This window comes from Pseudomonas sp. S2_B07, from assembly GCF_054668435.1.
The window spans coordinates 1,524,898-1,540,136 of the sequence record NZ_CP162769.1; the positions used below are offsets into that span (position 1 = coordinate 1,524,898).

The following is a 15,239-nucleotide window of genomic DNA, read 5'->3' on the forward strand; positions in this document are numbered from 1 at the left end:
AGCGCGAGGTCTGCCTGCGCCCGTCAGTCAAACGCAAAACCTGTGGGAGCGAGCCTGCTCGCGATAGCGGTGACCGGACTTACGACCGCCACACACAGGCGCAGCGTTTTCAAACAAGATCCAGCGTGAGTACCTAGAGATGTCTTCCAATACGAGCAAAGGCAAAGCAATTTTTCGCGTCGTCAGCGGAAACTTCCTGGAGATGTTCGACTTTATGGTCTACGGCTTTTACGCCACGGCCATCGCTAAAACCTTCTTCCCTGCCGACAGCGCCTTCGCCTCCCTGATGTTGTCACTGGCCACGTTCGGAGCAGGCTTCCTAATGCGTCCGCTGGGGGCCATTTTCCTCGGCGCCTACATCGACCGTCATGGTCGTCGCAAAGGCTTGATCATCACCCTGGCCATGATGGCCGCTGGCACGGTACTGATTGCCTGCGTGCCGGGTTACGCCACGCTGGGCGTCGCGGCGCCACTGATCGTTTTGTTCGGTCGACTGCTGCAAGGCTTCTCGGCCGGCGTGGAATTGGGCGGCGTGTCGGTGTACCTCGCCGAGATTTCGACGCCGGGTCGCAAGGGCTTTTTCGTCAGTTGGCAGTCCGCCAGCCAGCAAGCCGCGGTGGTGTTCGCCGGCCTGCTGGGCGTCGGTTTGAACCACTGGCTCAGCCCGGAACAAATGGGTGACTGGGGCTGGCGCGTGCCGTTCCTGATCGGCTGCATGATCGTGCCAGTGATCTTCGTGATTCGACGTTCGCTGGAAGAAACGCCGGAGTTCCAGGCGCGTAAACACCGCCCTACCCTGCGGGACATCATCCGCTCGATCAGTCAGAACTTCGGCATTGTTATCGCCGGCATGGCGCTGGTGGTAATGACCACGGTGTCGTTCTACCTGATCACCGCTTACACCCCGACTTTCGGTAAAGCCGAACTGCATCTGTCGGACCTGGATGCGCTGCTGGTGACGGTGTGTATCGGCCTGTCGAACTTCTTCTGGCTGCCGGTGATGGGTACCGTGTCCGACAGGATCGGGCGCAAACCCCTACTGTTGGCGGCGACGATTCTGGCAATCCTCACCGCTTACCCGGCCCTGTCGTGGCTGGTGGCAAACCCGAGCTTCAGCCATTTGCTGATTGTCGAGTTGTGGCTGTCGTTCCTGTATGGCTCGTACAACGGCGCCATGGTGGTGGCGCTGACCGAGATCATGCCGGTCGAGGTTCGTACGACCGGGTTCTCTTTGGCCTACAGCCTGGCGACTGCAACGTTCGGCGGGTTTACCCCGGCGGCGTGTACGTATCTGATTCATGTGCTGGACAACAAGGCTGCGCCGGGGATCTGGCTCAGTGGTGCGGCGGTGCTGGGGTTGATCGCGACGCTGGTGTTGTTCCGGGGGAATAAGCATGAGCTGCGGACGGCGAAAGCGGCCGTAGTCGGCGGCGCCTGATCTGCACTCTCCAGCAAGATCGCTCCCACGCTCCGCGTCCTTGCCGAAAAGCGGACGCGGAGCGTCCATTGAGGCATTCCCACGCAGAGCATGGGAGCGATCAACGCACAAACAAAAACGCCCCGACCTAGGTCGGGGCGTTTTCAAGTGTTGCTAACGCTTAGCGCGGGAACGCTGGCGGGTTTACACCGGCCATGTCTTCCATCACGCGAACGACCTGGCAGCTGTAACCGAATTCGTTGTCGTACCAAACGTACAGAACAACGCGGTTGTCTTGGGTAATGGTTGCTTCAGCATCCACAACGCCTGCGTGGCGCGAGCCAACGAAGTCAGTGGACACCACTTCCTGCGAATTGACGTAGTCAATTTGCTTATGCAGATCGGAGTGCATGGCCATCTGGCGCAGGTACTCGTTGATCTCTTCACGAGTGGTGGCTTTCTCAAGGTTCAGGTTGAGAATGGCCATCGACACGTTTGGCGTCGGAACGCGGATCGCGTTACCGGTCAGCTTGCCGGCCAGCTCAGGCAGTGCCTTGGCAGCAGCAGTGGCAGCACCGGTCTCGGTGATCACCATGTTCAGCGCGGCACTACGGCCACGGCGATCGCCTTTGTGGAAGTTGTCGATCAGGTTCTGGTCGTTGGTGTACGAGTGAACGGTTTCAACGTGACCATTTACGATGCCGAACTTGTCGTTCACAGCTTTGAGCACCGGCACGATGGCGTTGGTGGTGCAGGAAGCGGCGGAAACGATCTTGTCGTCAGCAGTGATATCACCGTGGTTGATGCCGTGAACGATGTTCTTCAGCTTGCCTTTACCCGGCGCGGTCAGAACAACGCGGTCGATACCCGGGCAAGCCAGGTGTTGACCCAGGCCCTCGGCGTCGCGCCATACACCGGTGTTGTCCACCAGCAGCGCGTCTTTGATGCCGTACTGGGTGTAATCCACTTCAGTCGGGTTCTTCGCGTAGATAACCTGGATCAGGTTGCCGTTGGCGGTGATGGTGTTGTTGGCTTCATCGATGGTGATGGTGCCGTCGAACGGACCATGAACCGAGTCACGACGCAGCAGGCTTGCACGCTTGACCAGATCGTTCTCGGCGCCCTTGCGGACAACGATGGCGCGCAGACGCAGGCCGTCGCCGCCACCGGTTTTCTCGATCAGGATACGCGCCAGCAGACGACCGATACGACCGAAGCCGTACAGGACAACGTCGGTGCCTTTGCGAGCGGAAACGTTCTGCTGACCAACGACGTCAGCCAGTTCTTCACGGACGAACTGCTCGGCAGTGCGACCTTTGCCTTCGGCCTTGAACTTGACCGCAAGCTTGCCCAGGTCTACCGAAGCGGCGCCGAGCTTGAGCTCGCTCATCGCTTTGAGCAGCGGGAATGTTTCGTGGACGGACAATTCGCTGTCATCGGACTGACGATGACGGGCAAAGCGGTGAGCTTTGAGAATCGCAATGACTGAACGGTTGATCAGGCTGCGGCCATAGATCGAGCTCACCACGTTGTTATTGCGGTAGAGCTGACCGATAAGCGGAATCATCGCTTCTGCGAGTGCTTCACGGTCGATCCATTCACCAAGACACTGGTCGGGCTTCTGAGTCACGGGAACCTTCCACATGTAGGGGCAGAAAAAAGGGGCTACATTATGCCGCCGACTCCCTCCCGTAGCAATGCGCGCTTGTCGTGCGATCCGTAACATTTTCTTGTTCAAAAAAATCACGCTGCGCCGAAGCCCAATAAAACCGGGGCTTCCAGCGCAGTCAATTTTTTGGAGACAACGCTACCTTGTCCGTAACCCTCCGTAACACTGGTTGGTTTTGCCACTACATAATCGGCAAATATCAGTAAAAAACCGACGGATTTTGTCTTTACCACTACATTTCGCCAAACCTGCGTAATAGACACAGTCTGCAACTGACAGGCGGCACCCGGGGCCGCTACAATTACCGACTTTGTCGCAACGCTTGGAGCTCAACCTTCCGTGCCCGTTCTGCGTCTACCGCTTCTCCCTGCCGCGGCAGGTAAACAGCACTGGGGCAACCTGCCCGGTGCCGCCCTCAGCCTGGCCATCGCCGAGGCTGCCAGCGCTGCCAAGCGCTTTACCCTACTGCTGACCGCCGACAGCCAAAGTGCCGAGCGGCTGGAACAGGAGCTGAGTTTCTTCGCCCCGGATTTGCCCGTGCTGCATTTCCCGGACTGGGAAACCCTGCCCTACGATCTGTTTTCGCCGCACCAGGACATTATTTCCCAGCGCATCTCCGCCCTTTATAGACTGCCGGAGCTGAGCCATGGCGTGCTGGTGGTGCCCATCACCACGGCCCTGCATCGCCTGGCGCCGACCAAGTTCCTGCTCGGCAGCAGCCTGGTGCTGGACGTCGGCCAGAAACTCGACGTCGAGCAAATGCGCACCCGGCTTGAAGCCAGCGGCTATCGCTACGTCGACACGGTGTACGAGCACGGCGAGTTCACGGTGCGCGGTTCGCTGATCGACCTGTTTCCGATGGGCAGCAAACTGCCGTTTCGCATTGATCTGTTCGATGACGAAATCGAGACGCTGCGCACGTTCGATCCGGAAAACCAGCGTTCCATCGATAAAGTTGACACCGTCCGCCTGTTGCCTGCGCGTGAATTCCCGTTGCAAAAAGATGCGGTCACTCGCTTCAAGGCACGCTTCCGTGAGCGCTTCGATGTCGACTTCCGCCGCTGCCCGATCTTTCAAGACCTGAGCAGCGGGATCACACCGGCCGGTATCGAGTACTACCTGCCGCTGTTTTTCGACGACACCTCCACGCTGTTCGATTACCTGCCACAGGACACGCAAGTGTTTTCCCTGCCCGGCATCGAGCAAGCGGCGGAAAATTTCTGGAACGACGTGCGCAACCGTTACGAAGAGCGCCGCGTCGACCCGTCCCGTCCTTTATTACCGCCGGCCGAGTTGTTCCTGCCGGTGGAAGATTGCTTTGCCCGCCTGAAGAACTGGCCCCGCGTGGTAGCCAGCCAACAGGACGTGGAACCCGGTGTCGGCCGCGAGCGTTTCCCGGCGCGGGAACTGCCGAACCTGGCCATCGAAGCCAAGGCCACTCAGCCATTGGCGGCGCTGGCGGGTTTCCTTGACGAATTCCCCGGACGCGTGCTGTTCACAGCCGAGTCTGCGGGCCGTCGCGAAGTGTTGCTGGAATTGCTCGAGCGCCTGAAACTGCGGCCGAAAACCGTCGACAGCTGGCCGGACTTCGTCGCGAGCAAAGAGCGCTTGGCAATCACCATCGCCCCGCTCGACGAAGGCCTGGTGCTCGACAATCCGGCCCTGGCGTTAGTGGCCGAAAGTCCGTTGTTCGGTCAGCGCGTGATGCAGCGCCGTCGTCGCGAAAAACGCGCCGACGCCAACAACGATGCGGTCATCAAGAACCTCACTGAGCTGCGCGAAGGCGCGCCAGTGGTGCACATCGATCACGGCGTCGGTCGCTACCTCGGTCTGGCCACGCTGGAGATCGACGATCAGGCCGCCGAATTCCTCACGCTGCAATATGCCGAAGGCGCCAAGTTGTACGTGCCGGTGGCCAACCTGCACCTGATCGCTCGCTACACCGGCAGCGATGATGCCTTGGCCCCACTGCACCGTCTCGGCTCCGAAACCTGGCAAAAAGCCAAGCGCAAAGCCGCCGAACAAGTGCGCGATGTCGCCGCCGAGTTGCTCGACATTTATGCCCGTCGCGCCGCCCGCGAAGGTTATGCGTTCGAAGACCCGAAAGCCGACTACGCAACCTTCAGCGCAGGCTTCCCGTTCGAAGAAACCCCCGACCAGCAAACCACCATCGAAGCGGTACGTGCCGACATGCTCGCGCCGAAGCCGATGGATCGCCTGGTCTGCGGCGACGTAGGTTTCGGCAAGACCGAAGTGGCCATGCGCGCCGCCTTTATCGCGGTGCACGGCGGCCGGCAGGTGGCGATTCTGGTGCCGACCACCCTGCTCGCCCAACAGCATTACAACAGCTTCCGCGACCGCTTCGCCGATTGGCCGGTGACCGTGGAAGTGATGAGCCGCTTCAAGTCGACCAAGGAAGTAAACGCCGCGGTCGCGGACTTGGCCGAAGGCAAGATCGACATCGTGATCGGCACGCACAAATTGCTGCAAGATGACGTGAAGATCAAGAACCTCGGCTTGGTGATCATCGACGAAGAACACCGCTTTGGTGTGCGTCAGAAAGAACAGCTCAAGGCCCTGCGCAGCGAAGTCGACATCCTGACCCTGACCGCCACGCCGATTCCGCGCACGCTGAACATGGCCGTGTCGGGCATGCGCGACCTGTCGATCATCGCCACCCCGCCGGCCCGTCGCCTGTCGGTGCGGACCTTCGTCATGGAGCAGAACAAGAGCACGGTCAAAGAGGCCCTGCTTCGCGAGCTGCTGCGTGGCGGCCAGGTTTATTACCTGCACAACGACGTGAAGACCATCGAGAAATGCGCCGCCGACCTCGCCGAACTGGTGCCGGAAGCACGGATCGGCATCGGCCATGGGCAGATGCGCGAACGCGAACTCGAACAAGTGATGAGCGACTTCTACCACAAGCGCTTCAACGTGCTGATTGCCTCGACCATCATCGAAACCGGCATCGATGTGCCGAGCGCCAACACCATCATCATCGAGCGCGCCGACAAGTTCGGCCTGGCGCAGTTGCACCAGTTGCGTGGCCGTGTCGGGCGCAGTCACCACCAGGCTTACGCTTACCTGCTGACACCACCACGCCAGCAGATCACTCCGGATGCGGAAAAGCGCCTGGAAGCGATCGCCAACACCCAGGACCTTGGCGCAGGTTTCGTGCTTGCCACCAACGACCTGGAAATCCGTGGCGCTGGCGAGCTGTTGGGCGATGGTCAGAGCGGGCAGATCCAGGCGGTTGGCTTTACGCTGTACATGGAAATGCTCGAACGCGCGGTGAAGTCGATCCGCAAAGGCGAGCAGCCGAACCTCGATCAGCCGCTGGGCGGCGGCCCGGAAGTCAATCTGCGCGTACCGGCGTTGATTCCGGAAGACTATCTGCCGGACGTTCACGCTCGGTTGATTCTCTACAAACGCATCGCTTCGGCCACTGACGAAGAAGGCCTCAAGGACCTGCAAGTCGAGATGATCGACCGATTCGGCCTGTTGCCGGAGCCGACCAAGAACCTGATGCGCATCACGGCGCTGAAGTTGCAGGCCGAATTGCTGGGCATCAAGAAAGTCGACGGCGGCCCGCAAGGTGGCCGAATCGAGTTCGCGGCACAGACACCGGTCGACCCGCTGACGCTGATCAAACTGATTCAGGGCCAGCCCAAACGCTACAAATTCGAAGGTGCCACGATGTTTAAATTCATGGTGCCGATGGAGCGCTCGGAAGAACGCTTTAATACTGTAGAGGCGCTGCTTGAGCTCCTTATCCCGAAAACTGCTTGAAGGACGCCGCATGCGCCTGTTTCGTTCACTGACCCTGCTGATAACGCTGGTCGCACCCACGGCGTTTGCCGATGATCTGTATCAGATTGAAATGATCCTGGTCCGGCAAAACGCCGTACCCGCTATCATCAGCCGCGCCGCGCCAGAAGACTGGGCTGCCGGGGCGCAACCCATCAGCAAGGACAGTTTGCGTACGCCGAACCTGAATAACGAAGTGCAAAAACTCAGGGCCAGTGCTGACTACACCGTGTTGCTGCACAAAGCCTGGCAACAAACCCTCGGGGAACAAGCCAGCAAAGTGGCGATCAGCGATGGCAAGGATCAGTATGGTCAGTTCCCGATCGAGGGCACGTTGAACCTGAAACTGGGGCGCTTCACTGACGTTGATGCCGACTTCTGGGTCAACCAGATCGACGGCAATGGTATGGTCACCGCCAGCGAACGCCTCAAGCAAGAAAGCCACACCAAGAACGGCCTGCTGAACTTCCTCGACAACGGCCACCTCGGCCTGCTGATCAAGATCACCTCGCTCACCGCCCCTGCGCCTCGGCCAGTCCCCGATGAAATACCGGACTGATTGAAGTCCCTATGCCCTCGACCCTGAGTAAACCCCTGGCACCTTCCTGGGTCAGCCGATTCAAAGAACAGAGCCTGGAGCGTGGCCGCCGCTACGCGCTGGAGAATCGTGTCAGGATCGTCGAGGTCGGAGACGCCACGATCACTGCGGCGTGCGAAGGCTCTGGCGGTAATGTGTACCGTCAGACCATTCGCCTGCGCGAGTCAGCCAAAGCCACCTTGCTGATGGTCGATGCCACCTGCACCTGCCCGGTTCACAGCAACTGCAAACATTGCGCGGCGGTGTTGCTTAAAGTCCAGGAAACACTGGCCTACCCCGCAGCTGCCCAAGACGCCGACCTGCTGGAAAAACTTCAGGCCGTGCTGGAAAACCGCGGACCGAAAGCGCCTCCGCAAGTGCTTGTGGATAACGTGCAACCGGTGCCTCGCCTGTGGCTGGCGAGTGTCGAGTTCAGTGCTTTCGAACCACGCAACGGCAAAATGCAGCGTTACATTCAGCATCGCGCCGCCCTGTCGTTCAGCTATCTGGATGAGTACGTTGCCGGGCAGAAGAACACTGACATCCTGATCCGCCAGGAAACCCAGACGCTGCGGATAAAACGCCACCCGGATGTGGAACAAACCTACAGGGAACAACTGCGAATCCTCGGCTTCAAAATCGCCACCCGGCAAAGCAAGGCCTTGCCGGAAAGTGCCGGTGAGCTCTACGAGATGGTCAACGACAGCGCCTGGCTGACGTTCACGCTCAACGAGTTGCCGAAGCTGCGCACTCAGGGCTGGGAGTTGCAGATCGATGAGGATTTCGGTTTCGACCTGACCGCTGTGGACGACTGGTACGCCACCGTCGAGCAAGCACCGGAGCGCGACTGGTTTGATCTGGAGTTGGGGATCATTGTTAACGGTGAGCGCCTGAGTTTGCTGCCGATCCTGTTGAATCTGATGCGCTCGCACACTGAAATCCTCAACCCGGAGCGCCTCGCACGACGTCGCGACGACGAGCTGATTCTGGTGAACATCCCCAATCGGCCGAACTCCGAACACGGTCCGCTGCAAGTTGCCCTGCCCTTCGGCCGCTTGAAACCAGTGTTGGCGACGCTCGGCGAGTTCTATCTGCAGGAGCCCGGCGAAACCACCCTACGTTTGAGCAAGGCGGACGCCACGCGTTTGAATCCGCTGGAAGACTTGCCGCTGCTTTGGGAAGGCGGCGAACAGATCCGAACGTTTGCCCAACGCTTGCGCGACATCAAGGACTACACCGCCACTGCACCAGAAGGTTTGAACGCGACGTTGCGTCCTTATCAGCTGGAAGGTTTGAGCTGGATGCAGTCGCTACGGCAATTGGAAGTCGGCGGGATTCTCGCGGACGACATGGGCCTGGGCAAAACCCTACAAACCCTGGCGCATGTTCTCACTGAAAAAGCGGCTGGGCGCCTCGATCGGCCCTGCATGGTGGTGATGCCCACCAGCCTGATCCCGAACTGGCTCGACGAAGCGGCGCACTTCACGCCGCAACTCAAAGTGCTGGCACTGTACGGTGCCAGTCGCAAAAAGCATTTCGACCAGTTGGCTGACTACGACCTGATCCTGACCACGTATGCGTTGCTGCCCAAGGACGTCGAACGCCTGGCCGCGCAGCCGTTGCACGTGCTGGTGCTGGATGAAGCCCAGTACATCAAGAACCCCAATAGCAAGGCGGCCCAGGCAGCCCGCGAGCTGAACGCACGCCAGCGTTTGTGCCTGAGCGGCACACCGCTGGAAAACCACCTCGGCGAGCTGTGGTCGCTGTTCCACTTCTTGCTGCCCGGTTGGCTGGGCGACGTGAAAAGCTTCAACCGCGATTACCGGGTGCCGATTGAAAAGCGTGCCAGTGAAGTCAGGCTTCAGCACCTCAATGGCCGGATCAAACCGTTCCTTTTGCGTAGGACCAAGGAACAGGTCGCGACGGAATTGCCGCCGAAGACCGAGATCATTCACTGGGTCGAACTCAACGAAGCCCAGCGCGATGTGTATGAAACCATGCGCCTGGCGATGGACAAGAAAGTCCGCGACGAGATCACCCGCAAAGGGGTGGCGCGCAGCCAGATCATCATTCTGGAGGCGCTGCTGAAACTGCGTCAGGTGTGCTGTGATTTACGCCTGGTCAACGATGCCGTACTGCCGACGCGTGGCAGCACATCAGGCAAGCTCGACAGCCTGATGGAAATGCTTGATGAATTGTTTGAAGAAGGTCGACGGATTCTGTTGTTCTCGCAGTTCACGTCGATGCTGGCGCTTATCGAAGTCGAACTGAAGAAACGCGGCGTCGAGTATGCACTGCTGACAGGACAAACCCGCGACCGACGCGCACCCGTGAAGGACTTTCAGAGCGGCAAGCGTCAGATTTTTCTGATCAGCCTGAAGGCTGGTGGTGTTGGCTTGAACCTGACCGAAGCGGATACGGTGATTCACTACGATCCGTGGTGGAACCCGGCGACGGAAAATCAGGCGACTGACCGGGCGTATCGTATCGGCCAGGAAAAACCGGTATTCGTCTACAAGATGATTGCCCGAGGCACGGTGGAAGAGAAGATTCAGCATCTGCAGAAAGAAAAATCCGACCTGGCGGCTGGCGTACTGGATGGACGCAAGACCGGGGACTGGAAGTTGCAGAGTGATGATATTGAAGCGTTGTTTGCGCCGTTGCCGGATAAGCTCGAAAAGCGCTGAAATTTGCGTTGCCGGTTTCATAGCCATCGCGGGCAAGCCACGCTCCCACAGGAAATCACTGAATCTGTGGGAGCGCGGCTTGCCCGCGATGGAGTCAACTCGGTGTAAAGGCTGTCTTACCCCTTCAACACCCGCGCCAACGTCGACTTCACCTTCCCCATCCCGTCATGCAACGCCTGCTCGATCTCGGCCATGGTAATCACCGCCGTCGACTTACCTGCTGCCGGATTCACCACCAACGCCAGGCACGCGTAATCCAGTTCCAGCTCACGCGCGAGTGCCGCTTCCGGCATGCCGGTCATACCGACAATGTCGCAGCCATCACGCTCAAGTCGCGCGATTTCAGCAACGGTTTCCAGCCGAGGGCCCTGGGTGCAGGCATACACGCCATGACTGCTGTAACCCACGCTTTCAGCCGCCAGCGCCGCGATCAACTGCTGACGCAACGGTTCGCTGTAGGGATAGCTGAAGTCGATGTGGGTGACGTGCTCCAGATCATCGGCGAAATAGGTGTGTTCACGGCCACTGGTATAGTCGATCAGCTGATGCGGCACGCAAAAATGCCCGGTGCCCATCGCCGCATGAATGCCGCCCACGGCGTTGACCGCGAGAATCGCTTCGGCGCCGGCCTGCTTCAATGCCCAGAGGTTGGCGCGGTAGTTCACCTGATGCGGCGGCAAACGGTGCGGATGACCATGACGCGCGAGGAACAGCACTTCCTTACCGGCGTATTCGCCGATATGAACCTCGGCCGAAGGCGGACCATAAGGAGTGTCCACCGCCAGTGACTGACGAATGCTCAGGCCTTCGAGTTGAGTCAGGCCGGTGCCACCGATAATCGCGTAAACCGTCATAACGTAAAGTCCTTATTCAATCAGTTGAGCGTCTTTGAGCGCACCGACAGCCGCCAGCCAGCGCGGGTTCTGCCGGTATTCGGTATTGGCGTAGGACTGGCCGCGCATCCGCGCAATTCGCTCCGACGGCTTGACCTTCAGGCGCTGGGCTGCGCTCAGCGCCAATTCCGCAGCGGCGCGGTCGTTGCACACCAAGCCCATGTCGCAGCCAGCGGTTAACGCAGCTTCGATACGGCTGGCGGCATCGCCCACCACATGGGCGCCGGCCATCGACAGGTCGTCGCTGAAGATCACGCCATCGAATTGCAACTCGCCGCGCAGGATGTCCTGCAACCAGCGCCGGGAGAAGCCGGCAGGCTGGGAGTCGACTTGTGGATAAATCACGTGAGCCGGCATGACAGCGGCCAATTGCTTGCTCAGTTTGGCGAACGGCACCAGGTCATTGGCGCGAATCTCGTCGAGGCTGCGCTCATCATTCGGAATGGCGACGTGGGAATCAGCTTCGGCCCAGCCATGACCGGGAAAATGCTTGCCGGTGGCCGCCATGCCGGCGCTGTTCATGCCGCGGATGAATGCGCCGGCCAGAAGTGCTGCGCGCTCGGGATCACCTTCAAATGAACGGGTGCCGACGACAGCACTGCGTTGATAATCCAGATCCAGCACCGGGGCAAAACTCAGGTCGAGGCCGACGGCCAGCACTTCGGTGGCCATGATCCAGCCACATTGCTCGGCCAAGTATTCAGCGTTCGGATTGTCGGCGATGGCACGCATGGCTGGCAGGCGCACGAAACCTTGGCGCAAACGCTGAACGCGGCCGCCCTCCTGATCCACCGCCAGCAACAGATCGGGACGAATGGCACGAATCGCGGCGCTCAACTCGCGCACCTGGCGCGGAGTTTCGATGTTACGAGCGAAAATGATCAGGCCGCCCACTTCGGGCTGGCGCAACAATTGGCGATCTTCAGCCGTCAGCCAGGTACCGGCGACGTCCACCATCAACGAGCCTTGCAGGCCAGCAGTCATAGAGATTCCTTGATAACGAGAAACCCGGCCCGCACGTATTCGCCGCCATGGGCGATGCCCGGCAGGTCGGCGATACGAATGGGGAACGGGTTCAGAACGAGAGTCGGCATGGGCGGCTAGCTTAGCGGATGTCAGCTGCCGCGCCCACCCGTGTGCGGTTAAACCTTGGCGCCAGCCGGGACTGATTTGCTACGTGGACGCAGCTGAGCGGTGGCCATGGCGGTGTCGGTCACGCCGGTTTCCGCACGCATGCCTGCGGCCAGGAACGGCACCATCAGGCGCATCACTTGCTCAATGGAGGTGTTGACGCCGAAATCGGTCTCGGCAATCGCGCGCAAGGCCTTGATGCCCGACATGCTGAACGCCGCAGCGCCGAGCATGAAGTGCACGCGCCAGAACAGTTCGATCGGCGGAATGCGCGGCGCGGCTTCGTTGACCAGCATCATGTAGCGGCGGAACACCTTGCCGTACATGTCTTCCAGGTAACGGCGCAAGTGGCCTTGGCTCTGACTGAATGCCAGACCCAACAGACGCATGAAGATAGAGAGATCGTTGCCGCTGCGTGGCTGTACCACCAGGGCTTGCTCGACGAGGATTTCCAGCAGCTCTTCGAGGGTCGGCTTGTTTTCAGGCTTGGCCTGACGCCGCTCCAGCTCTTTATCAAGGCTCAGGCAGAACGGTCCGAGGAAGCGCGAAAAGACCGCCTGGATCAGCGCCTTCTTGGAGCCGAAGTGATAGTTCACCGCCGCCAGATTGACACCGGCCTTGCTGGTGATCAGACGCAATGAGGTTTCAGCGAAACCTTTTTCCGCGAACAACTGCTCGGCAGCATCAAGAATGCGTTCAACGGTTTCCGACTGGGCCATGGCTACTCCGCCTGACAAACACTTGTTTGAAACATACGTTTCAGCCTGTGTATTGTCAAGCTTGGCCGTTCGTTTTGGGAATGGTCGGTCAGCTATTTAACCATACAACGGCAAAGCTTCAATCAGCGGGTCGCTCGACCGTCCGGCGGTCGATAAAAAAAGGGGCATTGCCAAGACGCTTCCACTGTATATAATCCCAGTCACTGTATAAAAAGACAGAGCGACCAAAATGCTAAAGCTGACGCCACGCCAAGCAGAGATTCTGGCCTTCATCAAACGCTGCCTCGAAGACAACGGCTACCCGCCGACTCGCGCGGAAATCGCTCAGGAACTGGGCTTCAAATCACCCAACGCAGCGGAAGAACACCTTAAGGCACTGGCCCGCAAAGGCGCCATCGAGATGACCCCGGGCGCTTCCCGTGGCATTCGTATTCCAGGTTTCGAAGCCAAGGCTGATGAATCCACCCTGCCGATCATTGGTCGAGTGGCTGCCGGCGCTCCCATTCTGGCCCAGCAGCACATCGAAGAGTCCTGCAACATCAACCCTGCTTTCTTCCATCCGCGCGCCGACTATTTACTGCGCGTTCATGGCATGAGCATGAAGGATGTCGGTATTTTCGACGGCGACCTGCTGGCCGTACACACCACGCGTGAAGCCCGTAACGGTCAGATCGTGGTCGCACGTATCGGCGATGAAGTGACGGTCAAGCGCTTCAAGCGTGATGGCAGCAAGGTCTGGTTGATTGCCGAAAACCCTGAATTTGCCCCTATCGAAGTGAACCTGAAAGATCAGGAACTGGTGATTGAAGGCTTGAGTGTCGGCGTGATTCGCCGCTAAAGGAGGCTTTATGCAGTTCCCACACACATCACAGCAAGCCCAACTGCCACTGTTCGAGGCATTCATGGCGCAACCCCTGGCGCCGATCCTGAAAGACGTGGTCGAGTCGCCCTGGAGCGCCGAGCCCGAAGTCTTCAGTGAGCTGTCGCTACGTGGTGCAGCGGGAAACTGCCTGAACCTTCTGGCACCGATTCTCAGGGAATTGAGCCAAGACCAGGACGCACGCTGGCTGACACTGATTGCCCCACCAGCGAGCCTGACCCAGGCCTGGCTGCGGGACGCCGGCCTCAATCGCGAACGCATTCTGCTGCTGCAACCTCGCGGCACCCAAAGCGCTCAGCAGTTGACCTGCGAAGCCTTGCGCCTGGGCCGCAGCCACACAGTGGTCAGCTGGCTCAACCCATTGAACACAACATCACGGCAACAGTTGATCAGCGCCGCCCGGACCGGGGACGCACAGAGCTTGAACATTCGATTGGGTTAACAGAGAAACAATGCGCGCCTTGATCTGCGCAAGGCTTCTCCAAGGATAGAGAAGCCGACCTGTAGCGGTACCCGTAAAAACCGACGGGCGGGATCAATGAAGGACGCGAGTTCCCTGATCCTTTTCAAATTCGCCTTCAACCAGGCGTCCCGCCATCTGAACGCCGACGCTCAACATCGCCTTGGCGACTTCCACGTACTGGCCTTGCAGGAACGCCTTGGCATCCTCGGAGAAATCCAAAGTAACCAGAGAACCCTCGTCCTCGGCCCTGCGCAGCTCGATACGGCCGTCTGGTAACTCGACAATTTCTAGAAAGGACGTTGGCATAAAGGTCTGTTCTCCACGAAAGGCGGGGATTATATAGGCATCGGTCAGGCTTCGCTCAGCAAGTTGACCAGATGTCATGGCAATGAAATATCTTTTTGCACTCATCCCTGAGCGGACACCCTGTCGGGGCATCCGTCTTTACGCTTAATCCTTCAGCACTCGTTCAATCCTTCGCGAAACCGGATCGCCAGACCTTTCAGGTTCTGACGCCAGCTTTCCAGCTCTTCCCGGCTCAATTCTTCAGGCGCCTCTTCTGCATCCAGATTAACGGCCAGGATCAGCGGCTGAGTCACGTCGCCTTTAGGCTTGTGCGGCGCGCGCGGCGGTTGAAACAACGCCGCATGGGCCGCCAGCAATTTGGCCAACCAGGTTTCAGGGTTTTGCGCGAGCTCGACCATCTCCGCCATTTCAGGAATCGCGATGGCTTCGAGGACTTCGCGAGTCAGCAACAACTCAGCCCGAGGCGCATTGGCCTGTGGCAAGCGATAGAACCCGGCGATTTCATGGCACAGCCCAAGCAAGGCACCGTACAGGTGAAACAACGCCGATTCGCGCCCCGCCTGGATCAGCGCCAGCGAGTTCATTGCCCGCCCCTCTTCTGCCTTGGCGAGCGCTTCCAGCGACAGGCCGGCGAAATAAATCTTCTGATTGGTACGGGTATAAAGTTCGTGGGCCATGACGGCAGCCTCC

The 15,239-nt window shown here is 59.3% G+C and carries 12 protein-coding genes; 6 read left to right on the top strand and 6 right to left on the bottom strand.

Annotated elements, in window-relative coordinates; all coding sequences use genetic code 11:
• Positions 1–139: 139 nt before the first annotated feature.
• Entirely contained in the window at positions 140–1,438 is a 1,299-nt protein-coding gene (tcuC, locus tag AB4N43_RS07135; protein ID WP_059181300.1) for an MFS transporter, read from the top strand.
• Between the two features lie 160 nt (positions 1,439–1,598).
• On the opposite strand, the gene AB4N43_RS07140 is transcribed toward tcuC, so the two are convergent.
• Positions 1,599–3,062 carry a glyceraldehyde-3-phosphate dehydrogenase gene (locus tag AB4N43_RS07140; protein ID WP_027921678.1) on the bottom strand — a complete coding sequence of 488 codons (1,464 nt, stop codon included), beginning with the start codon at positions 3,060–3,062 and terminating at the stop codon, positions 1,599–1,601.
• 363 nt (positions 3,063–3,425) lie between these two features.
• Between AB4N43_RS07140 and mfd the strand changes: the two genes are divergently transcribed.
• The 3 genes from mfd to AB4N43_RS07155 are packed head-to-tail and all read left to right on the top strand — an operon-like array spanning position 3,426 to position 10,157.
• Positions 3,426–6,875, top strand: a complete 3,450-nt coding sequence (gene mfd / locus AB4N43_RS07145; protein ID WP_027921679.1) for a transcription-repair coupling factor — start codon at positions 3,426–3,428, stop codon at positions 6,873–6,875.
• 10 nt (positions 6,876–6,885) lie between these two features.
• Positions 6,886–7,452, top strand: coding sequence for a CsiV family protein (locus AB4N43_RS07150; protein WP_059181301.1), 567 nt, complete (start codon positions 6,886–6,888; stop codon positions 7,450–7,452).
• Positions 7,453–7,463: 11 nt separating this feature from the next.
• Positions 7,464–10,157, top strand: coding sequence for a DEAD/DEAH box helicase (locus AB4N43_RS07155; protein ID WP_027921681.1), 2,694 nt, complete (start codon positions 7,464–7,466; stop codon positions 10,155–10,157).
• Between the two features lie 116 nt (positions 10,158–10,273).
• Here the strand turns inward: AB4N43_RS07155 and AB4N43_RS07160 are convergent, their stop codons facing one another.
• The 3 genes from AB4N43_RS07160 to AB4N43_RS07170 form a co-directional block, all read right to left on the bottom strand.
• Positions 10,274–11,011 carry an S-methyl-5'-thioinosine phosphorylase gene (locus AB4N43_RS07160; RefSeq protein ID WP_027921682.1) on the bottom strand — a complete coding sequence of 246 codons (738 nt, stop codon included), beginning with the start codon at positions 11,009–11,011 and terminating at the stop codon, positions 10,274–10,276.
• 12 nt (positions 11,012–11,023) lie between these two features.
• Complete coding sequence (gene nagZ, locus AB4N43_RS07165) at positions 11,024–12,022, bottom strand: beta-N-acetylhexosaminidase (protein WP_172825946.1); 999 nt, start codon at positions 12,020–12,022, stop codon at positions 11,024–11,026.
• 170 nt (positions 12,023–12,192) lie between these two features.
• Positions 12,193–12,900, bottom strand: coding sequence for a TetR/AcrR family transcriptional regulator (locus tag AB4N43_RS07170; protein WP_059181302.1), 708 nt, complete (start codon positions 12,898–12,900; stop codon positions 12,193–12,195).
• Positions 12,901–13,129: 229 nt separating this feature from the next.
• On the opposite strand from AB4N43_RS07170, the gene lexA reads away from it, so the two are divergent.
• Positions 13,130–13,738: a transcriptional repressor LexA gene (lexA, locus tag AB4N43_RS07175; RefSeq protein WP_007944149.1), complete on the top strand. Its 609-nt coding sequence runs from the start codon at positions 13,130–13,132 to the stop codon at positions 13,736–13,738.
• Positions 13,739–13,748: 10 nt separating this feature from the next.
• Positions 13,749–14,222, top strand: a complete 474-nt coding sequence (gene sulA, locus AB4N43_RS07180) for an SOS-induced cell division inhibitor SulA (protein ID WP_027921685.1) — start codon at positions 13,749–13,751, stop codon at positions 14,220–14,222.
• A gap of 93 nt (positions 14,223–14,315) precedes the next feature.
• Here the strand turns inward: sulA and AB4N43_RS07185 are convergent, their stop codons facing one another.
• Together AB4N43_RS07185 and AB4N43_RS07190 are read right to left on the bottom strand one after the other, a co-directional pair.
• Positions 14,316–14,549, bottom strand: coding sequence for a hypothetical protein (locus AB4N43_RS07185; protein ID WP_027921686.1), 234 nt, complete (start codon positions 14,547–14,549; stop codon positions 14,316–14,318).
• 152 nt (positions 14,550–14,701) lie between these two features.
• The gene (locus AB4N43_RS07190; protein ID WP_027921687.1) at positions 14,702–15,226 is read right to left on the bottom strand and encodes a DUF6586 family protein; all 525 of its coding nucleotides are present in this window, start codon (positions 15,224–15,226) and stop codon (positions 14,702–14,704) included.
• Positions 15,227–15,239: the final 13 nt, after the last annotated feature.